The sequence below is a fragment of the Colwellia demingiae genome, assembly GCF_007954275.1.
In the GTDB taxonomy this organism is placed as follows: domain Bacteria; phylum Pseudomonadota; class Gammaproteobacteria; order Enterobacterales; family Alteromonadaceae; genus Colwellia; species Colwellia demingiae.
Map to the genome: position 1 here is coordinate 200,745 of NZ_VOLT01000005.1, position 22,180 is coordinate 222,924.

The 22,180-nt window shown below is 38.4% G+C and carries 20 protein-coding genes; 4 read left to right on the forward strand and 16 right to left on the reverse strand.

Translation table 11 applies throughout. From position 1 onward, the window contains the following. Positions 1–272: 272 nt before the first annotated feature. The 4 genes from ESZ36_RS11430 to ESZ36_RS11445 form a co-directional block, all read right to left on the reverse strand. Complete coding sequence (locus ESZ36_RS11430; RefSeq protein ID WP_281285040.1) at positions 273–416, reverse strand: tyrosine-type recombinase/integrase; 144 nt, start codon at positions 414–416, stop codon at positions 273–275. 342 nt (positions 417–758) lie between these two features. After that, a complete protein-coding gene (locus ESZ36_RS11435) occupies positions 759–941 on the reverse strand; it encodes a hypothetical protein (protein WP_146787836.1) in 183 nt (60 codons plus the stop codon). Between the two features lie 666 nt (positions 942–1,607). After that, positions 1,608–1,841: a hexameric tyrosine-coordinated heme protein gene (locus tag ESZ36_RS11440; protein ID WP_246129072.1), complete on the reverse strand. Its 234-nt coding sequence runs from the start codon at positions 1,839–1,841 to the stop codon at positions 1,608–1,610. A gap of 109 nt (positions 1,842–1,950) precedes the next feature. Next, positions 1,951–2,373: a MarR family winged helix-turn-helix transcriptional regulator gene (locus ESZ36_RS11445; protein WP_146787839.1), complete on the reverse strand. Its 423-nt coding sequence runs from the start codon at positions 2,371–2,373 to the stop codon at positions 1,951–1,953. Positions 2,374–2,515: 142 nt separating this feature from the next. On the opposite strand from ESZ36_RS11445, the gene ESZ36_RS11450 reads away from it, so the two are divergent. Both ESZ36_RS11450 and ESZ36_RS11455 read left to right on the forward strand, forming a co-directional pair. After that, positions 2,516–3,472, forward strand: a complete 957-nt coding sequence (locus ESZ36_RS11450) for a catalase (protein ID WP_146787842.1) — start codon at positions 2,516–2,518, stop codon at positions 3,470–3,472. A gap of 557 nt (positions 3,473–4,029) precedes the next feature. Beyond that, the gene (locus ESZ36_RS11455) at positions 4,030–5,862 is read left to right on the forward strand and encodes a monovalent cation:proton antiporter-2 (CPA2) family protein (RefSeq protein WP_146787845.1); all 1,833 of its coding nucleotides are present in this window, start codon (positions 4,030–4,032) and stop codon (positions 5,860–5,862) included. Between the two features lie 126 nt (positions 5,863–5,988). On the opposite strand, the gene ESZ36_RS11460 is transcribed toward ESZ36_RS11455, so the two are convergent. The 10 genes from ESZ36_RS11460 to ESZ36_RS11505 form a co-directional block, all read right to left on the reverse strand. Continuing rightward, complete coding sequence (locus ESZ36_RS11460) at positions 5,989–6,882, reverse strand: MBL fold metallo-hydrolase (RefSeq protein ID WP_246129073.1); 894 nt, start codon at positions 6,880–6,882, stop codon at positions 5,989–5,991. Between the two features lie 673 nt (positions 6,883–7,555). Next, positions 7,556–8,491: a DMT family transporter gene (locus ESZ36_RS11465; protein WP_146787851.1), complete on the reverse strand. Its 936-nt coding sequence runs from the start codon at positions 8,489–8,491 to the stop codon at positions 7,556–7,558. A gap of 265 nt (positions 8,492–8,756) precedes the next feature. Then, the gene (locus tag ESZ36_RS22890) at positions 8,757–9,509 is read right to left on the reverse strand and encodes a PEP-CTERM sorting domain-containing protein (RefSeq protein ID WP_246129074.1); all 753 of its coding nucleotides are present in this window, start codon (positions 9,507–9,509) and stop codon (positions 8,757–8,759) included. A gap of 367 nt (positions 9,510–9,876) precedes the next feature. Next, complete coding sequence (msrA, locus tag ESZ36_RS11475) at positions 9,877–10,377, reverse strand: peptide-methionine (S)-S-oxide reductase MsrA (RefSeq protein ID WP_146787854.1); 501 nt, start codon at positions 10,375–10,377, stop codon at positions 9,877–9,879. Between the two features lie 21 nt (positions 10,378–10,398). Continuing rightward, positions 10,399–10,560 carry a peptide-methionine (R)-S-oxide reductase gene (locus tag ESZ36_RS23180; protein WP_425457384.1) on the reverse strand — a complete coding sequence of 54 codons (162 nt, stop codon included), beginning with the start codon at positions 10,558–10,560 and terminating at the stop codon, positions 10,399–10,401. A gap of 345 nt (positions 10,561–10,905) precedes the next feature. Then, positions 10,906–12,333 carry an aldehyde dehydrogenase family protein gene (locus ESZ36_RS11485; protein WP_146787857.1) on the reverse strand — a complete coding sequence of 476 codons (1,428 nt, stop codon included), beginning with the start codon at positions 12,331–12,333 and terminating at the stop codon, positions 10,906–10,908. A 50-nt stretch (positions 12,334–12,383) separates the two neighbouring features. Next, a complete protein-coding gene (locus ESZ36_RS11490; RefSeq protein WP_146787860.1) occupies positions 12,384–14,042 on the reverse strand; it encodes an acetolactate synthase large subunit in 1,659 nt (552 codons plus the stop codon). A gap of 366 nt (positions 14,043–14,408) precedes the next feature. Beyond that, complete coding sequence (locus ESZ36_RS11495) at positions 14,409–14,636, reverse strand: hypothetical protein (protein WP_146787863.1); 228 nt, start codon at positions 14,634–14,636, stop codon at positions 14,409–14,411. Positions 14,637–14,669: 33 nt separating this feature from the next. After that, positions 14,670–14,924 (reverse strand): hypothetical protein, encoded by a 255-nt coding sequence (locus ESZ36_RS11500; RefSeq protein WP_146787866.1) that lies wholly within the window; start codon positions 14,922–14,924, stop codon positions 14,670–14,672. A 10-nt stretch (positions 14,925–14,934) separates the two neighbouring features. Beyond that, a complete protein-coding gene (locus ESZ36_RS11505) occupies positions 14,935–17,043 on the reverse strand; it encodes an LruC domain-containing protein (protein ID WP_146787869.1) in 2,109 nt (702 codons plus the stop codon). A 248-nt stretch (positions 17,044–17,291) separates the two neighbouring features. Here ESZ36_RS11505 and ESZ36_RS11510 point away from each other — a divergent pair, with 248 nt between their 5' ends. Continuing rightward, complete coding sequence (locus tag ESZ36_RS11510; RefSeq protein ID WP_246129075.1) at positions 17,292–18,137, forward strand: DUF3108 domain-containing protein; 846 nt, start codon at positions 17,292–17,294, stop codon at positions 18,135–18,137. 17 nt (positions 18,138–18,154) lie between these two features. On the opposite strand, the gene ESZ36_RS11515 is transcribed toward ESZ36_RS11510, so the two are convergent. Beyond that, on the reverse strand, positions 18,155–18,583 hold the full coding sequence (locus ESZ36_RS11515; protein ID WP_146787872.1) for a hypothetical protein: 429 nt from the start codon (positions 18,581–18,583) through the stop codon (positions 18,155–18,157). Positions 18,584–18,987: 404 nt separating this feature from the next. On the opposite strand from ESZ36_RS11515, the gene msrA (ESZ36_RS11520) reads away from it, so the two are divergent. Next, positions 18,988–20,241 carry a peptide-methionine (S)-S-oxide reductase MsrA gene (gene msrA, locus ESZ36_RS11520; RefSeq protein ID WP_146788426.1) on the forward strand — a complete coding sequence of 418 codons (1,254 nt, stop codon included), beginning with the start codon at positions 18,988–18,990 and terminating at the stop codon, positions 20,239–20,241. Positions 20,242–20,475: 234 nt separating this feature from the next. On the opposite strand, the gene ESZ36_RS11525 is transcribed toward msrA (ESZ36_RS11520), so the two are convergent. After that, the gene (locus tag ESZ36_RS11525; protein ID WP_146787875.1) at positions 20,476–22,110 is read right to left on the reverse strand and encodes a peptide MFS transporter; all 1,635 of its coding nucleotides are present in this window, start codon (positions 22,108–22,110) and stop codon (positions 20,476–20,478) included. Positions 22,111–22,180: the final 70 nt, after the last annotated feature.

Genomic DNA, 22,180 nt, shown 5'->3' on the forward strand with positions numbered 1-22,180 from the left:
TAGAAGTACCCCCCTTGACTGGCATTGACGCCACTATTGCAGTCATTATACTTTAAATTAAAGCGACAACTTTCCCGATAAAACAGCACTAATGAAGTTAATAAAGTCGCTCCAATCTCTCAACGTGAAGTTTGAAAAATCAAGATTAAATCAAGATTTAAATTATCGAAAGCAGACATTCAATTCACATAACTTTTGTGGTCTAAACCTTTAATAGATCCAAGGCAGTTTGGGGCAAATAGCGTCATAAAAATCAGCGCTAAACGTCCAAGTTATTTATAATTATTTTCTATCCATAGGACTCGTTGTACCAGAGGAGTGTGCTGTCCAATTACATGGGTATATATTTGGGTGGTTCTCAAATCATTATGTCCTAATAGCTCTTGCACTGTTCTAATGTCGGCACCGTTTAACAATAGTTGTGTAGCAAAGCTATGACGAAAGGTGTGTGCTGTTACATGTTTCCTAATACTTGTTGGTTAAGCGCCTTTCGCAGCAATTTGGTCAAAGCTGTTCAGTTAAGGTGATGGCGACATTAGTAGCCATCAGTTGAATGTAGGCATCTAACCGTTGAAGGAAAGACATACTGCCATTTAAAGTCAATAATGGCATAAGGGTACTTTCGAGCTCCCCCTAAAGGGAGCCTTGTTTTACCTTCACCTTCAGCGAGGTCTTTTTGAAGCACTCTTTTTACTTTTTCAATTTGTTCTTTTAGCGGCTCGAATAATGATTCCGGTAGCCTTGTTTAATTAAATAGCTTAGAATTTTCGCTCCTGCCCTTCTTCCTGTTTAGGGATGAAAAGTGCTAAAACGACAACGACTGAGATAACGCCACCGGCTATATAACCCAAGCGCTCTAGGCTAACGCCTTCAATGCCATACGCATGATGGAACAGAAATACTGCCAAGCAAGCTACCATGATGGCTATAAATATTTTCATAATGTATCCTTAAGTTTTTACTACTATTTATCCCCACATATTACTAAATTTAGGCTTATTAGCCACCTTTGTTTTCATGAACGAAAGAGCTGATATTTAATTTGAAAAAAATAGAATTTATTGAAGCACAAGAGTCTCTTCAAAAAACATACTTTAAAAGTATCAACAAAAGCATCCCATAATCTGGTCAATTTCACACCATGGTATGAAATTTCGGTGCGGGGATTTGAGCGCCTGAGCCTATTACCTGATTGGTACATCAGCAGCTTTGTGTCTATTTCATTCTCAATGTTTGGGATTTCGCTGTTATTCAAATGGAAGGGCAAGTGATATTTAGCAGTTAGCTAAGCTCAAAAAGGCTCACTATCGAGGTATGATCACTTTTCCACTACAGCAGTCCTAATTTAGACACAGAGACACAGATTTTTCTTAAATAAAGAGTGTGCTTAGCCAGCCAATTGGTCCATTACGTAACTTTATTGCCATGACTCTAAAGTACTAAGAACGTATCAGCAATTGAATATCACTAACTGAAATCAATTGCTCTGGCCCTTTGAGTTTCATTCAATAAATAGCTTCATATTGAGTAAAAGGACATCTTGATACACTATCTAATATGACTAAAAAATTTTAGTTTACATCGTTATGTGCTGCTTTGAACATAAACTAATTTCGCCAATAATTATTAGCGGCAGACACAGTTTGAAAGTTAGTGGCAATTACCTGAGAAGAGGCAATCAAGTTATCAGCATTCTCACCATAAACAGGTCGTATTTTTCCTCTTATTTCCTCATCAGGTTGGGTATATTTAATCCCCATTCTTGATAGTTTTATCGCTAATTCATAGCCTTCTTGCGCCGTTTCAGTTATTAAACTTGTTAACCATTGCTCTGACATCATTTATTCCTCTTTTTGTTTAACATTTTAAATTACGGTGTTAAAAAATAAGTATTGAAGTCCTATCGCATTATTGATTAATGAAAAAGAGCAAAGAATAAGGCGTTAGATATTAACCACTAGGGTTAACAAGCTGATAACAAATATCAATAACCGTTTTTGCTTGCTCTTTTGATAGCTTACTCATGCAAAAAGCCTGTTCAGTAATTGTTGAACTCTGCTTTGATAACAATCTGCCAGCATCAGTTAATGCAATATTTTTTTGCCGTTCATTGCCCTCTAACATCTGACGTTCAATTAATTTTTTTTGCTCTAAACGTTTTAATAACGGCGTCATCGTCGATTTACTAAGCTTGGCATTTTTCGCCAATTCGCTAATCGAAATATTATCTTTTTCCCATAACGCCATCAGTACTATGAACTGCGTATAAGTTAAGCCTAACGGCTCTAATAACGGTCGATAAATACTGGTTAGGTGATTCGATGCTGAATACAGCGCGAAGCATAATTGTTCATTTAATTGGGCTACAGACAAAAAACTCTCCTACTTCAAAATAGTACACTTAAAATACATTATCAATTTTGCCTGCATATTATTTAATTCACAACTGTTTGTTGACGAATGATTCGTGCACGTACTATCATGTAAAATCTACAACTACTCAAGAGTAACTAACATGATAAACTCAAAAATGATAATTATGGCTCTATTATTGGCAGCAACACCTTCAGCATTTGCCAATGATATTGAAACCGCTAGTGATGGTATTAACACCTTTGAAAAGTTATTTGGTGTCGCTGAAGGTAAACGCCGAAACCACACCAAAGGATTTTGTTTTTCTGCTACTTTGACTCCAAAAAATAATAAAATACTACGATATAGCAACAGTAGTCTTTTTGCGGAAAGTTCCAATGTAACTGGTAGGTTATCTCATAAAGGCGGAAATTATTTAGCTGCTGATAATAAGCCAGGGGAATATGGCATGGGTTTATCGATCACAACGGCTAGTAATGAAATACACCTTATGTCGATGAATACTTTAGACTTTTTCCCTGTCTCTACACCTGAAGCATTCGCTGAACTAATGCATGCAAAGGTTGCAGGCTCTGCTGCGGTAAAAGCATTTAAACAAAACAATAAAGATTTACAACGCTTTAAAGCTCATCAATCAACAAAAACTAAAACGCTTAAACCTTATGAAGCAAACACGTTCAACAGTGTTAACAGCTTTTATTTAGTTAATGATGAAGGCAAGAAAACAGCCGTTCGTTGGTCTTTTGTGCCACAAATTCAGCAAGAACTTGTAGTGGCTCCAGCCCAAGATTTTCTTTTCAAAAATCTTCAACAAAACCTAGAAAACAATTCCGTCACTTGGAATATGGTGATTACCTTCGCTAATCCTGAAGATGACGTCGATAATGCCGCAATAGCTTGGAACGGCAAGCATCAACAATTAGTTGCTGCTGAGCTAAACATCAAGGCGATACAATCTGAAAAAGCAGGTAAGTGTGATCTAATTAACTTTGATCCCTTAGTTTTATCAACTGGCTTTGCACCATCTAACGACCCGCTACTACAAGCCCGACGTAATGCCTACGCGGTCTCTTTTGGCAGACGTTTATCTGAACAATAACTAGCTAAAACGACTGATATGCCTTAATTAAAATTTACTGAGTAATATATTTTAATTGCGCATTTATGTAGTTTTATAAAACCAAGGATTACATGGAGAAGGTAGTCTTTATTGCGGTGTTTGTGGCGGAAGACAACATTATTTACTAATTTTTTCAGTCATACTCATATATGAGTGTGACTTATTTAATATCTAGTATTTAAATAAAAATAACACTACTAATTAGGTAAAGCACATCAAATATTTTAAGATTCGAAAGAATATATTCTGGCAAAAGTTAGTATTCCTACTTTCCGTTAAGGTGACTAATGCACGCTAAGCTGCCCTTTATCGTGATTCGTTGATTCTAGATAAAGGCAAACTCAATCATATTTTTACAATTTATTTCAGGATTACACTCACCATTCATTTGATTAAAACCAACAACATCAAATTTCAACAACAGTAAAAATTTAAGTTAATCCCCATTAATCAAACTATTATTGGTCATAGTGTTAATAATAAAGTTAGCATAGCTTAGTATTAACAAAAAAAATAAAATCGATCAGGAGTAAGCGATGTTAGAAATGGCTGTGATATATCTCGCCGCGGCAATAATTGCGGTGCCCATAGCAAAGCGTGTCGGCTTAGGCTCCGTACTAGGTTATTTGTTAGCAGGTATTTTAATTGGACCTTTTTTATTGGGATTAGTGGGCGATCAAACGGATGTAATGCATTTTGCCGAGTTTGGTGTGGTGATGATGTTATTTTTGGTCGGCCTTGAATTACAGCCTTCGCGTTTATGGAAGCTAAGACACTCCATCATTGGCTTAGGTGGCTTGCAAGTTGTAATAACCACCCTTCTCATTGCCGCTGCCTGCTACACTGTTTTTTCACTGGCATGGCAAACCTCACTTGCCATAGGTTTAATGTTGGCACTTTCATCAACCGCCATTGTTTTACAGACATTAAATGAAAAAGGTTGGATAAAACAAGAAGCCGGTCAAAACTCATTTTCAGTATTACTTTTTCAAGATATTGCCGTGATCCCCATTTTAGCATTAGTGCCCTTATTAGCGTTTAGTGACAACATTAGCGACTCAGGCTCTCACGGGAACTTGATAGAACATTTTCCGGTGTACGTTCAAACAGCCATATCAATTGGTGTTATTGCCGCAATTATATTGGCAGGTAAGTATGTTTCAGCACCATTATTTCGTTATATCGCCGAGACCCGCTTACGAGAGTTATTTACCGTCTTTGCTTTATTTCTTGTGATAGTGATCGCAGTAATCATGCAAAAGATAGGTCTATCACCTGCCCTAGGAACATTTTTAGCGGGTGTTGTTTTAGCCGAAAGCGAATTTAGACATGAATTGGAAGTAGACATTGAACCCTTTAAGGGCCTTTTGCTTGGTCTATTTTTTATTACCGTCGGCGCTTCAATAGATTTTCCATTATTATTTGAAGAGCTGGGTTTAGTGACCTTATTAGTGCTGTCGTTAATTGTCATCAAAGCGGCTGTTTTATTCTTTTTAGGCACGTTATTCAAAATGGCAAAAAAGCAGAAGCTACTTTTTACCCTTGCCTTAGCGCAAGGAGGTGAATTTGCTTTTGTACTGCTATCACTCACTTCTACCTTACAAATACTCACACCAGAGCAGAATAAAATAACTACCTTGGTGGTCGCTATTTCTATGCTGATGGCGCCTGTTTTATTAATATTCTATGAAAAAGTACTCGATAAAGAGCAAGAAGACGCCAGCGAATTTGATAAACCAGAAGATATAGAAGCAACCAAAAGCGTTATCATTGCGGGTTACGGTCGTTTTGGGCAAATAATCGGCCGTCTACTCAGCTCTCAAGGTTATCATTTATCTATTTTAGACCACAGTCCTAGTCAAATTGAACTGTTGAAGAAGTTTGGCAATAAAGTGTTTTACGGTGATGCTGCTCGAGGAGATTTATTAGCAGCTTCAGGAGCCAAAGAAGCACAATTATTAGTAATAGCCATTGATGATGCCGATAAAATCATTGAAATAGCGCAACTTGCTCAGAAACATTATCCTAATTTACAAATTGTCGCCCGCGCTATCGATCGCCACCATGCCTATGAATTAATGCGTATAGGTGTAAAAACACTCAGACGAGAAACATTCGAATCTGCCTTAAGCTTAGGTGTTTCAGCATTAGAGTTACTTGGAAATAGTCCAGAAAGTGCTAAGCGCGCAGGCAAATTGTTTTTTGAACATGATAAAGAGTCAATGCATGTATTATCTGAAGTTTGGGGTGATGATCATAGTTATGGCGTTGCTGTTAAGCAACGCATGGAATTGCTTAAACAAGTACTCGTTAGCGATGAAGAAGAGCAAGATAAAATACAGACTTGCCAAAAATCATCTGAAGGCTAAGTTAAAGTTCACAAAGCAAAATTGTGCTTTAATGAGTTTATTACATATGGTTATTAGTACTTGCATAACAGGTATGTGCTAATAACCAATAACCTTTACATAAATAAAATATCGAAGCAAAATTTACTAGTGACTTTTATACAACAGCTCAACATATCGTTTAATTTCCGAGTCGAAATTTTTATATAAGGGTCTATATGTTGGCCCCAGATCATCACTCACATCTAGCATAATTTCATCGGAATTTTTATTATCGTCATGGCCCTCTTTTACAAGTTTCCAAACACCCGCGACTAAATCAGCATCACGTTTTATCGACTTGCCTGAAGTTGCTTTACCGTGCCCCGTTAAAACTATCTCAGGATTCAACTTTACCACTTCATAAAGAGTATCAATCAGATGAGGTACATTGCCATGATAAGTAAGAATCGGCATCCATTGCGAGCTTAAAACATCCCCACCAAATATAATTTTCTGTTTAGGCAACCACATTAAAATATCACCTGGAGAATGAGCATCATTTGAGAAAATAAACTCTACATCCAGCCCCCCTAAATTACGCTTCTCTCCTTGAGATAATAACAACGTTGGATACTTAACATGAGTGGTGCCAGTTGCTCCTTTCGTCATGCGAGAAAATGCATCCACAGGCCCCTGCCCGTCTTCTTTCATTACCCTAACCGCTCGACCACTAGCTATAATCTCAGCGCCCGCATCTATAAACCCTGCATTACCCAACCAATGATCCGCATGGCTATGGGAGTTAACCACCCAACGAACTGGTTTTTCCGTGACTGTTTTAATCGCTTTTTTAATTTCGTTACCAATGATTTCAGAAGATCCGGTATCAAATAACAGTACCCCTTTTTCAGTAACAACAAAATGGCTGTTGGAGTTCCAGCCTTTATTCTCAGGGGTTGGCAAACCAAATGATGGTGAAACAATGCTATAGACATTATCGGCAATCGGTGTCACCGAGAAGTCAAAACTCGCATTCTTTGCCCATGCGCTGTTGAACATAGAGCCAATTAGGCATGTGGATATTATAATGTTTTTAAAAGACTTCAATATGCATTCCCGTTACTTTATTTGATCAATTTATGGGTGAATTGAATAGATTATTTTGCCGTGAATAGAAATGGCATGTGACTCTATATTCTTATAATCATCAAGCTATCGCGCATTGATGAGCTGATATTTTTATAACAAAGCCTCAAATTCAAATATACATCTTTGAGATGAACTAGCGACTTTTTAAGTTGAAAACTAATTTCATTCTTACAATAAACGATGAAAATTCCTTATGAAGGGTGCGAATGCCGAGTAGAGTGTTTTTACTATTGCCCATCAACGATAGAAACAAGTACAAAAAAGTAAACTATAATTCATGTATAGCTTGGATGCTTGGATGCTTGGGAATATTTACCCACCCTAACGCTGAGGTTATCGAACATGAAGAAGTCTATTCAAGATATCAAGGTGATAGAAACTGTAGAGGTAAATGGCTGTTACTTAAAAGAGCACAGGCACCAAAGCGAACGCCGTAGAATGTTAAAGCTACATTTTATTTACTATGAGAGACGCATACGCAAGCAACGCCGTCAATCGCTTGAACTCGATGTTCAGGCTTAACGCCTAACAGGCAATCAACACGAAAAAGCGGTATGGTCATTAACCAATACCGCAGTAGTGTCTATTTCGCGTGCTTGTTTTTATTTTTACTCAATGCCGTAACACTTGAACCAATAACTAAGATTACCGCGCCGAAGATACTCATGGTATTTAGTGGTTCATTAGCGATTGCTCCGGGTAAAATATAATTAGTTATCTGCATAAAAATTAACGTTAATAACGGTGTTATTGCTAACGTTGCACTCACACGAGATGCTTCCCAATGTTCAAGAGCTTCCGCAAAAGCACCATAGGCCACCAGCGTATTAGCCCCACAAAATAGTAACAATAACCAACCGATGGTATCTAACTCTAATACTAACGAAGGTACAGATGATGGTAAAAACACCAAAGTTCCCGCTAAATAAATGAGTATCATAATTTCTTCTGAGGCAAAGTGTTTCAACAACTGTTTCTGAGCTAATGCATAAATGGCCCAAAGAATTGCCGCAAGAATAATAAAGAATAAACCTAGAGTATAATCACCATGAAAATTAAGTAATTGTTCAAAACGTTGATTAAAAAATAACAGTAATCCTAAAAAGAAGGTTAATAAACCCACTTTTTGTTTAGCGTTAAATGATTCTTTGAAAACACAAACACCACCGATAAGTAATAACATTGGGGCTATTTGAATCATAACCTGCGTGCTTTCTGGCGAGGTAAAATTCAGTCCCATCATATATAAAATATAATTTGCTAATAAACCAAATATTGTAAGTGCCATCAACACCAATATTCGTTTATTTTTTAGTAACGATAATGAAGGTAAACGCTTGGTGACTATTAGGTATCCACCTAAAAATATTGCAGCTATAAGAAAGCGATACCACGTAATGGTATTTACATCCATATATTGTAATAGCCCTTTGAGCGCAATCGGTAAAACGCCCCATAAGATGGCCGTAGTAAGAGATAAAAACAAACCCAGTCGCCATCGGCCACTAATTTCATGCATAGGAAAAAACTCAGTTAACAATGCTAAAATTAGCATTATTTTAAAAATGAGGATTATCTAGAAACTAGTTACCAAAAGCTATTATTATTAAGCGTTGTTTGCATTTAAAATGACTATCGTCATTATTTTTACCTGCGATGAAGCAAAAAAGCATTTACCAAACCGGTAAATGCTTCTTGATTATTATTGATGACATTGCTTTAAATGAGTTGAGTCAAACATACCGTTATCAATAATTAATTTTTATAACGAAATTATATTAAGATTATTTCTTAAATCGACGTAATGCTAAACCCATAATACTTAATGCAAAAATAGCAAGCGTTGATGGCTCTGGAACAGGGCTTGGAGGACTATCTATTTGCACTACATTAAAGGTCATTTTATAGTCAATACCTTCAACACAAAAGGATTCTAGCCCAATCTGTCCACCAACAGGTACTTGCCTATAAGATTGAGCGCAAGTTCCTGAGGCCGATAACAAACTACTATATATTCCCTGACCTCTGCTAAATTCTGATGCAGTGTAAAACGACGGTGCTACGTCAAAAGTACTACCTACTTTTCCTGCTTCTAAATTTTCAATCGTAAATATTTCAGGGGTAATAGAACTTTCTTCAAAGAACCAGTCGGGAGCAGCATCGAAAAACGTGTTTTGTTGAAGGAATCCAGGAGGAACTGAAGGAAAATTTAGCTCTAATCCAGGCAAGTTAGTACCCCAGCTTATTGTTGCCCCTATCAAACGTAGGTTTGCGCCAACTTCTATGAGAAAGACATCTGCAGGATCATTTGGGCTAAATATGGAGCCAACAAATTCGTTAGTTCCTGCTACTAATTCGAACAGAGCGACATCGTTTAAACCACCAATAGTGTCATAATCGCCTGCAGGGAGGCCATCTTGTGAAGATATAGATGACTCATCAAAGAAACCGCTATAAGCAACACTAACAAGACCAGCATTCGCATGAGTAGATAAAAATAAAATTATTGTTAAAGTTAGGTTTATAAACTTTTTCATTATTAGAATTCCATACTAAAAATTGAATGTATCCCCTTACAAAGCAAATATCACACCAAAACCAATAAGCGTCTAAATAACATACAACTAAATATTGTGATTTTGTGAGGGTTTGTAAGTATGTAAAATAACTTGACAGTTATTTTACATACTTACAAACAGCACCATACAATTATCCAGTATAATTACAGTAAATCGGCGACAAAAAAAAGCCCTAAAATAGGGCTTTAATACACTGAATAGACAACTTTATTGATGCTGCCTATCACCTGTTATGGGACTTAATAAAAGCACTACCAGCACTTTGCTGCAACTGCAGCATTGTTGTCGATTAAAGTAATCTACTATTGAGTTTACTCTTACTGGCTTATTTTACTGAAGGTAATACCCAGTTATTTCGGGGGAAATGACAAGTATAACCATCTGGTGTTTTCTGTAGATAATCTTGATGTTCTACTTCTGCTTCCCAAAAATCGCCTGCTGGAGCCAATTCAGTAACGACAGTCCCTGGCCATAAACCTGATGCATTTACATCAATTATCGTTTGAATCGCTACAGCATTTTGTTCAGCTGAACAGTAATAAATCGCTGAACGATATGAAGAGCCTAGGTCGTTTCCTTGCTGAAGCTCTGTTGTTGGATCATGGATCTGAAAGAACAATTCAAGGATACTGCGGAAACTGACAACATCAGTATTAAATGATATTTCTATGCCTTCTGCATGACTACCATGATTACGATAAGTGGCATTGATAACGTCACCACCCGTATAACCAACTCTGGTTGACGTAACGCCAGGAAGTTTACGTATAAGATCCTGCATGCCCCAGAAGCACCCCCCTGCCAAAATAGCGCGTTCAATTGTCATTTTATATGTTCTCCACTTGATCTATATATTCGCCATAACCGTTATCGCCATCTCATCAAGAGGGATAAAACGAAGTGACGCTGAATTAATACCGTAACGTAACCCACCTTTACTTGTTGGTCCATCGTTAAATACATGTCCTAAGTAACTGTCATCGTAACTTGACCGTACTTCAGTGCGCACCGTGGCGTGACTGCTATCACTAATCTCTTGTATGTTATTTGACTCTATCGTTTAGTAAAACATGGCCAACCGCAGCCAGATTCATATTTATCTGATAAAGCAAAGAGTGGTTCACCTCAAACAATATCGACATAAATGCCCACTAAAGCATTATCAAGGTGCTCGCCACTACCCGCTTGCTCGGTGCCACTTTCTTGTATTACTCGATATTGCTCTGGGTTAACGCTGAAATTGCTTCAGTGGATTTTTGATAGGCTGTCATAACTTTCTGTCCTTGGAATTTTGATTACTAATGTTACATTTTTTCTCATAAGAGATGGAGTATGTTGTTTCGAAAATTGGAAATTAAAGCTTAATTACAGCCATTTTATCCTGAGACATATCATGCATAGTATAAGCAATGCCGCCGGTATTATAACCAGACTGTTTACGTCCTGCGAAAGGCATCCAATCAACCCGAAAAGCGGTATGATCATTAACCATTACTGCGGTAGCGTCTAATTCCCGAATTGCCTTAGTTGCTACATCAAGATTTTTGGTGAACACAGAAGCTTGAAACGCATAGTCCAATGAATTAGCCTGATCAATGGCATCGTTGATATCATCGTAGCCATAAACACACACAACAGGGCCAAAGATTTCCATGGTAGAAACTTTCGCATCAACTGGCGGCTCAAGCAACACGGTTGGCGCATAGGTACTCTCACCTAATCGTTTACCTCCTGTGACTAAGATTGCGCCTGCTGCCAGGGCTTCATCAACCCACTCTTCAACGCGATCAACTTCTTTAGGGCGAATAAGCGGGCCACATTCGGTCTTCTCATCAATAGCGTTACCCACAACAAGTTTTGCTGCGCCATCAGCCAATAGTTGTGCAATAGCTTTGGCTTTATTCTTAGGCGCATAAATACGCTGTACCGACACACAAACTTGTCCTGAATGATAAAAGCCGCCTTTGAGTAAACTTGGGATCATCGCTTCAATATCAGCACTTTTTTCAATAATAACAGGGGCAACTCCACCATGTTCTAGTGCGCAACGCGTTCCTGGAGCTAATTTAGAACGTAACATCCAACCAATTTTAGCAGAACCAATAAAACTGAAAAAAGCCACTCTAGGATCGGTGATCATTTTTTCAGAGGTAGGAATATCACAGGCAACAAAACGGCACCACTGTGGCGGTAATCCTGCTTCATGCAAAATATCAACAAATGCCTTACATGATAATGGTGTATCTCGTGCGGGTTTAACTAACACAGGACAACCCGCTGCAATAGCCGGAGCCACTTGATGTACAATTAAATTTAACGGATGATTAAATGCCGAAACAGCAACCACCACCCCAATAGGCTCTTTAGTAGTAAAGGCTATTCTACCCGCGCCCGCTTGGGTTAAATCCATCGGGATTTGAGTACCGGTTAATTTAGCAATTTCTTTTGCGCAAAGCTCTACACCGTCAATCGCTCTGGTAACTTCAACTCGCGCATCGACCAGCGGTTTTCCTCCTTCATTTGCAATCAAAAATGCTAACTCATCGGCTCTTTCTGAAATCAACACCGCTGTTTTTTTGAGAATGCTGACACGCTCAAACGCAGGAATCCACTGATTACAATCTTTGTATAATTGATGAGCCGTTGATAAATATTTATCAATATCATCCCACATGACTGTTGGGATAGACTCTATGTAAGCTTGGTCATAAGGGTTAACAACGTCGAGTGTTTCAGGTACCTTGTTTTCTTCAGATACATTGCTTTTTTCTAAATTGTCCATAATGTTACTCTTCCTAAAGTAGGATAATAAGTTGAAAGTAAAATGAAGCGTTATATCAAACAAACCTTTTTAGCCAATTCATCTATTAAAACTTTTTGATTTTCAGAATAATCCACCGGTAACTCAACAAGATGAACACCCCCAGCTAAAAATGCTTTTTCATAAGTAGGAATAATATCTTCAGCACACGTAACTCGATGCCCTGTTGCGCCATAACTTTCTGCATATTTAACAAAATCAGGATTATTAAATTCTAAGCCCCAATCAGCAAAACCCGCACTGGCTTGCTTCCAGCGGATCATGCCGTAAGAATTATCATTTAAAACGGTAACCACTAAGTTTAATCCTAGACGAATGGCGGTTTCTAATTCTTGTGAATTCATCATAAAACCACCATCACCACAGATGGCCATTACTCTTTGTTTAGGATTTAACATAGCAGCCATCATGCCCGAAGGTAGCCCTGCTCCCATGGTGGCAAGGGCATTATCAAGCAATACGGTATTGGGTTGATAAGCTTTATAATTACGTGCAAACCAAAGTTTATAAATACCATTGTCCAAAGCAATAATATCTTTATCACCCATAACCTTTCGAATATCGGCAACAAAGCGCTGTGGAATAATAGGAAAACGCGCGTCATCTGCCCCTTCTTCAATATGCACATCAATGGCGAGTTTTATCATTTCAAAATAGCTTCTATCAAACTTAACCTCTCCGCCGAGCTTATCTTTTAAAGCAGAAACAGAAGCGGCTAAATCACCGATAATTTCTAGTTGTGGAAAATAGACTTGATCAACTTGCGCAGATTTATAATTAACATGAATAACCTTTTTACCGCCTTCTTCCATAAAAAATGGCGGTTTTTCAATAACATCATGTCCGATATTAATAATTAAATCGGCCCGTTCAATCGCACAATGCAAATAATCGCCAGCCGATAATGCTGCGGTACCTAAAAACAGACTTGAACGTTCATCAACGACGCCTTTCCCCATTTGCGTAACAAAAAATGGAATACGGGTTGAATGAACAAAGTCACACATAGCTGCTCGAACATTTTGACGATTGGCACCAGCGCCAATTAATATTAACGGCATTTTAGCGGCTTTTATTAACGCAACGGCTTCTTCTAGCGGCACATCACTTGGGCTCGCATAATAGCGTTTATGCGGGGTCATCACACTTTCAGTGCAATCTTCAGCTGCAATATCTTCAGGTAACTCTAACAGCACCGCACCGGGGCGTTCTTCTTCTGAAAGACGGAAGGCTTCACGCACTAATGAAGGAATAGTATCGCCATGCACAATTTGTTTAGACATTTTACAAATAGGCGCAAACAAGCCAACCACATCAATAATTTGAAACTGCCCCTGCTTCGACTTTTTGATTGGTTTTTGTCCGGTAATCATCAGTAAAGGCATGCCGCCTAAATGAGCATAAGCCGCTGGGGTTGATAAGTTTGTTGCGCCAGGACCCAGCGTTGCCATGCAAACACCTGTTTTACCGGTAAGACGACCATAGGTCGCAGCCATAAAACCCGCGCCTTGTTCATGGCGAGTTAACACGAGTTTGATGGTAGATTTACGTAAGGATTCAACCATATCCAAGTTCTCTTCCCCTGGAACAGCAAAAATGTGATCTACTCCTTCAGCTTCCAATGCCTGCACAAATAAATCAGATGCTTTTTTCTTATTGTTCTCACTCATAACTTATCCCTAATCAGCCTAAATACGGTGGTGTTAAATAAAATATTCTCCAATCATTAAACGGGTTGTATGGTGCCTTTCAATACGTTTAATGAAACGAAACTTTCCTTACTATAAGATTCTAGACCATAGAAAAAATGCTTCCATCAATATAGGTATTTAAGCGTTATATTTAAGACAAATATTCAGATAATAAATAGACGGATTTAAAGTAATAATTGGGCACACACACTAATGGATTCGCAGCTTTTATTATTCTGTGCACAATAAAAAACGCCCAAATAGGCGTTTTAAATAATGATTTTTGAAAAAACACATCCTGCTCATTATAAGTTATTGGGCACTCTATTTATCAAAATCAGTCCATTAATTGACATCAAATGTTCTTACCCCTTTAGCATTATTGTCATTTTCCCATACTTCATATCTTGGGTTTTTCATGTCTTCAAAATACCAGATAGCCATCACTAAACGATTCTTATCGTTTGCAACAGTTAATGTGCCAGCGTAGTCACTTTCAATAGAAGTGCGTAGTAAGCAACTGTTATAGTTTACTTTGATACCTTCTTTCCCATTCGTGAAATCGGTACACACTGATAAATAAGCATTACGGTTACCATCATTCTTTTAACTTACCGCTAAGGCATATTCTGGCTTAAGAAGAAATTTTCTTGAGACAATAAGCTCAGCCGTTGAATCATAAGTGGCATTAGGATCTGGCTCTACAATAGTACTTACCACTGGAGGTTCTGCTACGGCGCCCACAGGCTCTTCAACTGCTACTACAACAGGATCAGGCGTCGAAGAATCGTCACTTCCACCACCACACCCAACCATTAGTAAACTCATTAGAAATATTGAAGTATTGTTAGTAAGTTTCATGGTTTTCTCCTTATTGTTTAAATACGTTGTTAGTAGCGCTATTTCCAACCGTAAACCAATCCATATTCGATGCACCTGAAGTAGTAACGAAGCTATGAAAGTTTGGATAAGCATACTTAATATCCATATACTCTACTGGGTGCTCCCACTCATAAGGAATGCTAATAGCCCATGGCATACCGTTAGCATTAATAAAGTACTCTCCAATACCAGCATTTGAAACATCATCACCACGACCTAGAAAGTTCGCTTGAAAGGCTTCTGTCGGTGCTTGATTTTTAAGATGTATCTCAAATCGTCTTCCCGGTGCTTCACCAAATACGTAACTTCTTTCGTATCCTTCAGAAGCGAAAATAAAGGGATCATATGGGAAATCAGCCACGTCAGCTTTGTTTACATTCGCTTCCATAGGAATTTCCAATGAAAATGTCATCTGAATGTTTGAACCACAACCGGCTTCTGTTCGATAATATTTGCAGTCTTCACCGGCAGTAACAAAATCAAATAGATCATTAGCGATAATGAAAATGGCTTCATCTTTATCTGCTTCAAGTGGCGTAACACTTTGTTCAACCCCGTTAATTTTAAAAATTAAACGACCAATATCTACCTGGCTGCGCAGTAGCCCGGGCAGTCGAAAGGCAAAACCATTATGGTAAGACGCCCCAAGGGCAATGGTTTCCCCTTCTATTTTAACGCGCATTAAAGTCCCTTCTACGTGATAAGATGAAAGACGATAACGAACAACCACATCATTCATATCGTAATCCCCCTCCAGCGGCCAATTATCTTCGAACGCCAGCGTTGCCCAACCATCAGCAGAAGGGTAATAAGTAGCCGTTACATCTTGCTCAGCAATATCAATGGCATAATCTTCTACTTCACCATCAGAAACGCCACCAATAGGAGATAAAGACGCTTCAGAGCTTAATCTAAATCGCGCCCAAGTCGAGCCTGGTTCACTCCAAGTTGGTACATCGTAAGCAACAATATTACTGCCAGAACTCACTGCCTCTGCCGTTATAATTTGCTCATCAGCATCAAACGCTCCATTTTTGTCAGAATCGACCCAAGCGTTTACAAACCCATCTGCTGAAGAAGTGATATCAACAATCGCTGTTTTACCTGATTCAATACCGGTTACAAATGCAATACCATCATTGTCATTTACCTCAGAACCATTGTCTGCGTAAGCATTCGGTTCACTCACCACTGCTTCACCCAAGAATAAAGTACCGTCGCCTACATCATGGCGCGCACCATTATTATTTATACTAGAGCCGTAAGAATCGGGAGCATCACCAAAATCGGTGGTGGGAGCGTCAAGAGAAATAATAGGAGCCAGCGCACAACGTGCGCCATCGTTATTACTAGAAGAAGGGCCATTTGCAAAAAATTCAGCCACTGGATAAGCCCAATTGGTATTGATTCTGAAAATTTTACCGTCATTGTTACGACTGATATATAAGTTACCGGTAACATCAAAATAAACCGCACCAAATACGCCTGCCTCACCCACGTTACTAAGTTTTATCGAAGTCCCCACTTCAACATCAATCTTCCAAAGGTTACCCCAGCGATCAACCGCGTAAGCAAAGCCGTTATCCGGATGAAAGGCCAAATCATAAATAGCGAGGTTGAGATTTGTGCCGTTAACAATATTTTCCATTTGCAAATAATCGTCACTGCCTTCATCTAACGAAACGCGATACAAACCATAATTACCACCGGGACGATATAGATAATAAGCATCTTCTACCACAGCAATATCACCCACATAAAAACCTTTATCAGGAAGATTAGCTAGCGGTATAGGGTCTACCTGAAAATCGGCACCAATACGCACAATAGTGCCGTAGTAGTAATTGAACGCGTATAAATAGCGATCGTGCACACTAAATGCCAGTGCATTCATCTTTTGTTGGTTCCAGTCAGCAGGTGACGATTTCTCGTAAAAGCCAGTAGCAAGCTGAACACTATATAAGTTTGCTAACTTGTCTTGAATTAAAAAGGCTTCTGCTGGGCACTCAGTAAAAGATTGTGCGTGTAAGCCAATGTTGGTCATACCTACGGCAAGAATAATGCCTTTAATTGTGCTTTTTCTGACTGAATTTAACATAGTGAATATCACCTCTACATAAAATTTATTATTTCTCTGTAGTAGTTAGCAAAAAGCGCACCAACAAAAAATAACACTTACTTTCAGTAACTTAGAGGTTAAACAAGTGTTCACTAATTAGAAACACACTGAGGTTTTGCGATATGAAAATGCAAATTGCAAAATGAAACAACTAATCAGTACATAACTCGAGTTAATATAAGCATCTACATCACCTATATTTTCTAAAATAGTACTAGCCAATAATCATGACTAAACTGAAAAAACTGATAAAGTTAAAAAGCTTAGGCAACTTAACCAGCAGAGACTTCCCGTTATTAAAATCGCTAACACCTTTATATCTATTGGTTTTTTTCTTATTTGGCTTTACTGCTCAATTACAAGCTAATGTGATTAGCCCGTTAACGACAAAAGCGTTTAGTGACTTTCATCAGTGTGATAAAAAGTTTGAATATGATGTTTACTTTCTTGGGGGAAAAGTGGGTTATTTACACCGGAAAATAAAGTGGGATAACAACGCAGCAGCGGCTAGCAAAGCAACTGTAACGTCATACGGTGAAGTTACTTTTTTGTGGCTTGATTCAACCTACCAACAAAAAAGCGCTATGCATTACTCGCCTCAGGATAATCATTTTTTAACGCCCCGTTTTTCACAAAAACTAACCGGTCTTAAATCAAGAGTAATGACCGCTGAAATATCTGATAACGGACTATCATCAACGGTCACGTTAGATACTAAAGTTTCTCACTACCAACATACAGACAACAATGAGAGCAACCCTTTATATGACCTAGATACCTTAGGGGCACAAATTCGGCTTAATTTATTGCAAGGAAATACACGCTTTACCTTATTTCGCCAAGCGAGTAAAAAAGTTGAACGTTATCAATTTGAAGTAGCCGGACAGGAAGTCATTACTCATGAAAAGTGGGGAGATCTAACAACCGTTAAGGTGGTTGAAGTAGGCGAGCATGAAAATATCGTCTTATGGTTTTCGAGGAAACATGACCATCAACTGGTCAAGGCAGAATTGGATATGATATTTTCTCCGGTAGTCTGGTTATCTCACTTTAGTAAGCAGTGTAATACATAGAAAAAACATACATTTAATTAGGTTTTTCGGTTGGTAATAGTCCAGACATCAACATCAAGGTTATTGTCAGAAATAGCTTTATTTAAACGCTTTAAAAATCTATCTTTTGTTCTCGGGTTAACAATTAAAACAATGCCCGCTTTTTTGCCGGTCATGGCTGAATAAAATAACGCCTGCCCTAACGACTCAGCCCATTTTTTCCCCCAATCATATTCAATAGCATGGGTAGCTGTTAAACAATCAACTCGCGTTCTATCCGCTAACACATACTCTATTTCACCCTTACAATAAGCATCAACAAAATCTGCCTCATGCCATTTACCTAACTTTGCTGGTTTGGCTGACTTTGCTTGAGCCAAAGAAGCGGTAGACAAAAATGCAATCACAGCAAATAGTTTTAGTGATACAACGAGCACACGCGGTATAGAGGAGAAATGTTTAATCATTTAGTTGGTTTCTAATCTTTTCTTATTATTGTTACGTATTGATATTCAGACGTAATGAGCTTTGAGTACATGAAGTTCATTATTATCTGCCTATTGTAACGTAGCGCATGGCCTTTAGCGTAGTTAATTTCAGAATAGGTTTACATTTTTATACACTTTGTGCAGTTCTTTTACCATTGTGATGAAATTGTGATAATTCAGTGACCATATAGCGATATCAGTCATTTATACTTTAGATTAAGTTTAACAAATCAATCGCACTTCACTGGTTGAGTCAGGATAAAATTATGAAAAATATATTGTTCATCATAGCGCTCGCATTAATCTCGGTACTTACGTTTTATGCTGTATCACCAAACTCTACAGAGTATTCAGCGACAAACTCAACTGTTAGCTCAACTAAGATGCAAAATGATATCGAAAAAATGATGCCTAAATCAACAAGTTCAACGAAGAAAATACCTGCAACAACGCATTTAGATAGCATTGTACTTGGTGCTGGTTGTTTCTGGGGAGCTGAAAAAAGGTATCAAGCCATTCCAGGTGTTGTTGATGCTATCTCAGGTTATGCCGATGGTAAAAATGTGAGTGCTAGTTATCGAGAAATTACACAGAGAAAAAATAAATACAATGTAGATAACCATGCAGAAGTTGTTAAAGTTATTTTTAATAGCTCAAAGGTGAGCTTGGAAACTATTTTACAAAGTTACTATGAGGGACATGATCCAACGCAGCTTAATCGTCAAGGCAATGATATTGGCACGCAATATCGTTCAACTATATTAACGAGTAATGAACAACAAAACGACATTGCACTCAAAGTTACTACCCAGTATCAAAAACTATTAAATGACGCGGGTTATGGAAAAGTCGAAACCAAAATCAGCTCACTTACTGAATTTTTTGAAGCCGAGCAGTATCATCAAGATTACTTAGCTAAAAATCCAAATGGCTACTGTCCAGATCACTCTACTGGCGTTAAGTTTGATGCTGATGCAAGTAAAACGGGACTAGCCAGTCAAAAAATTGATAATACGCCCTTATTAACAGGAAAACATATTGTTGTCATTGAATCAGAGAATTATTGCCCTTATTGTGAAAAATTCAAAAAGAATGTCGTTAATGATTATAAAGGCACTATTGCTATAAACTTTCGTCTAGCGAGCCAACTGAAAGGCCTAACGATTAAGACTGAAACTTGGGCGACACCCACAATTATATTTATTGAAGACGGTGAAGAAGTATTTGGTAAACAAGGATACATGAGCCCTGACTATTTTTATAAAGCATTAGGTGCTTTTAAATTAGGAAAAAGTGAAGCCTTTAATGTCGCTTTCGACGAAGGAACTGATGGTCGTTTTTGTAAAGAATATGAAATATTCAAAAACACTCCCGATGGCGTTTTTGTTGATAAGTTAAGTGGCGCACCACTATTTGATACTGATGACCGTTTTAACTCCGCGTCTGGATGGTTATCTTTTACTAAAGCGGTTGATGGTTCAGTTATTGAAAAACCTGATAATCGTTACGGTATGGTACGCACAGAAATTCGCTCTAAAACGTCCGGTATTCATTTGGGTCACGTATTTCCAGATGGTCCGAATGGACAACCAAGATTTTGTATTAACGCCACAGTATTGGAGTTCAAAGCAAGATAATAGCCGCGTTATTCCATTAACTATCTCCACCTTTGCTATACTTAACTGTAGAGACAAAAGCGTATAGCAGAGGCAATCATGACAACACTTTCCTTGGTCGTTGGATTATGTTCAATAGCACTTATCATAGGGTTTTCGGTTCATGCTTATTATCACTACTTTAAACACTCCGATCACCACATCGATAAGCACCAGTAATACGTTTTTAGCGTTAGTCCTATCGCTAAAAACACCTTAGCGAACGCCATGCATACCACGCTTTAATAGCGGTGATATCAGTAAAACAACTATGCCTGTACCAATACCAATCCACATTAAAAACTCAAACAGCTGTGTATAAATAATAAGATTATCACTAACACTATTAAGCTCTCCACCTTGGGTATCAATGGCCGCTAATTTTCCCAAACGCATGGCCAGCGTTTCAGACAGCGCCGTAGCCAAAAACCACACGCCCATTGATAAACCTACCACACGGTGTATCGCAAGCTTAGTCACTGCCGAAAGACCTACCGGAGAAAGACACAACTCACCCGTCGTATGAATGAGATAAGCTAAAACTAACCACCATAAACTGATTTTCCCAGCCTCATCGGGAAATTTAGCCCCAATAACCAAAATGCCAAAACCTAAACCTGCTTGAATAATACCTAAAGCAAATTTTATCGGAAGATTAGGATTTAGCCGAAACTTCTCTAACCACACCCACAATGCAGCAAAAGGTAAGGCCAACATAATAATAAAACCTGCATTGAGAGAGCCAAACTGACCAGCAGATATCTCAATGCCAGCAATATTTCTCTCAACGACTATGTCGGCAAATAATGTCATCGACCCCGCAGCTTGCTCAAACAAGGCCCAAAAAACGATGGTAGAACCGATTAACACCATCAGCACCAGCATTTGCTGGAACTCTTCCCTGCTGCCTTTTAATGCCGCATAAGCGATTAACCCTACGCCCGAAACAATCAGTAAAACCTGCTGAGCAGCAAAGACTACCGGCTCATGTTGAATAACAAGCCAAAATACCGATAAACTTAAAATAGCCGTTAAATAGATTAAGTACTCTCTACTAATCAAACCCCAAACTTTTTCACGTAATACTTCAACACTTGGTGGCTCTGCCAATCCACGTAAATATTTAAGGCCCTTAGTAAACGTCACCAAACCAAACAACATGCCTATGCCCGCAGCACCAAAACCGTAACGCCAACCATAGGTTTCCCCTAAGTAAACACAAATAATAGTGGCGGCAAAAGAGCCAAGGTTAATACCCATATAAAAAATGGTAAAACCAGAATCTCGACGGGGATCATCTTTACTATAAAGTTGACCGACTATGGTAGAAATATTGGGTTTTAAAAAACCAACCCCAACAACAATAAGCGATAATGCAAAGTAGAAAACATTCAGCGCAGCTAAATCTTGAATTTTAATCGTTTGTGTTAAGAGAGTACCCGCACTGAGTACCGCGCCATTATTGAGGGTGATATCTGAAGTTAAAATGGTACCTGCCGCATATTGAACCGCTTGATGGCCTTCAACAGCCATCAGTAAATGCCCTAAACAGAGTAAGATACCACCGAATATCACTGACTTTTTCATACCAAGGTAGCGATCGGCTAACATGCCACCTATAACGGGCAAGGTATAAACTAAACCAGCATATGAGCCTAATACTTCCAAGCCTTCTCCGTCAGAGAACAAATGGTATTTAGTTAAATATAAGAGCAGCAAATACTTCATCCCATAAAATGAAAATCGCTCCCATAGTTCAGTAGCAAAACAAATATACAAACCTTTAGGGTGGCCAAATAATTCATCTTCATTGACTTGTTTATCAATATCAATGCTATCTGCTTTATCCATATGTTCGCCATGCCTTGCAACAGAGAAAGTAATAGAAGAAGTATAGAGTGACTATCAAGCTTATGCGAAG

What these genes read in the sequence shown, in the direction of transcription:
- msrA (WP_146788426.1), top strand. Translation starts at nt 18,988, where the DNA reads ATGCAAAATGATATCGAAAAAATGATGCCTAAATCAACAAGTTCAACG.
- ESZ36_RS11500 (WP_146787866.1), bottom strand. Translation starts at nt 14,924, where the DNA reads ATGAAACTTACTAACAATACTTCAATATTTCTAATGAGTTTACTAATG.
- ESZ36_RS11515 (WP_146787872.1), bottom strand. Translation starts at nt 18,583, where the DNA reads ATGATTAAACATTTCTCCTCTATACCGCGTGTGCTCGTTGTATCACTA.
- ESZ36_RS11490 (WP_146787860.1), bottom strand. Translation starts at nt 14,042, where the DNA reads ATGAGTGAGAACAATAAGAAAAAAGCATCTGATTTATTTGTGCAGGCA.
- ESZ36_RS11510 (WP_246129075.1), top strand. Translation starts at nt 17,292, where the DNA reads ATGACTAAACTGAAAAAACTGATAAAGTTAAAAAGCTTAGGCAACTTA.
- ESZ36_RS11505 (WP_146787869.1), bottom strand. Translation starts at nt 17,043, where the DNA reads ATGTTAAATTCAGTCAGAAAAAGCACAATTAAAGGCATTATTCTTGCC.
- ESZ36_RS11440 (WP_246129072.1), bottom strand. Translation starts at nt 1,841, where the DNA reads ATGATGTCAGAGCAATGGTTAACAAGTTTAATAACTGAAACGGCGCAA.
- ESZ36_RS11435 (WP_146787836.1), bottom strand. Translation starts at nt 941, where the DNA reads ATGAAAATATTTATAGCCATCATGGTAGCTTGCTTGGCAGTATTTCTG.
- ESZ36_RS11465 (WP_146787851.1), bottom strand. Translation starts at nt 8,491, where the DNA reads ATGCATGAAATTAGTGGCCGATGGCGACTGGGTTTGTTTTTATCTCTT.
- ESZ36_RS11525 (WP_146787875.1), bottom strand. Translation starts at nt 22,110, where the DNA reads ATGGATAAAGCAGATAGCATTGATATTGATAAACAAGTCAATGAAGAT.
- msrA (WP_146787854.1), bottom strand. Translation starts at nt 10,377, where the DNA reads ATGACAATTGAACGCGCTATTTTGGCAGGGGGGTGCTTCTGGGGCATG.
- ESZ36_RS11485 (WP_146787857.1), bottom strand. Translation starts at nt 12,333, where the DNA reads ATGGACAATTTAGAAAAAAGCAATGTATCTGAAGAAAACAAGGTACCT.
- ESZ36_RS11450 (WP_146787842.1), top strand. Translation starts at nt 2,516, where the DNA reads ATGATAAACTCAAAAATGATAATTATGGCTCTATTATTGGCAGCAACA.
- ESZ36_RS11455 (WP_146787845.1), top strand. Translation starts at nt 4,030, where the DNA reads ATGTTAGAAATGGCTGTGATATATCTCGCCGCGGCAATAATTGCGGTG.
- ESZ36_RS22890 (WP_246129074.1), bottom strand. Translation starts at nt 9,509, where the DNA reads ATGAAAAAGTTTATAAACCTAACTTTAACAATAATTTTATTTTTATCT.
- ESZ36_RS11460 (WP_246129073.1), bottom strand. Translation starts at nt 6,882, where the DNA reads ATGTTCAACAGCGCATGGGCAAAGAATGCGAGTTTTGACTTCTCGGTG.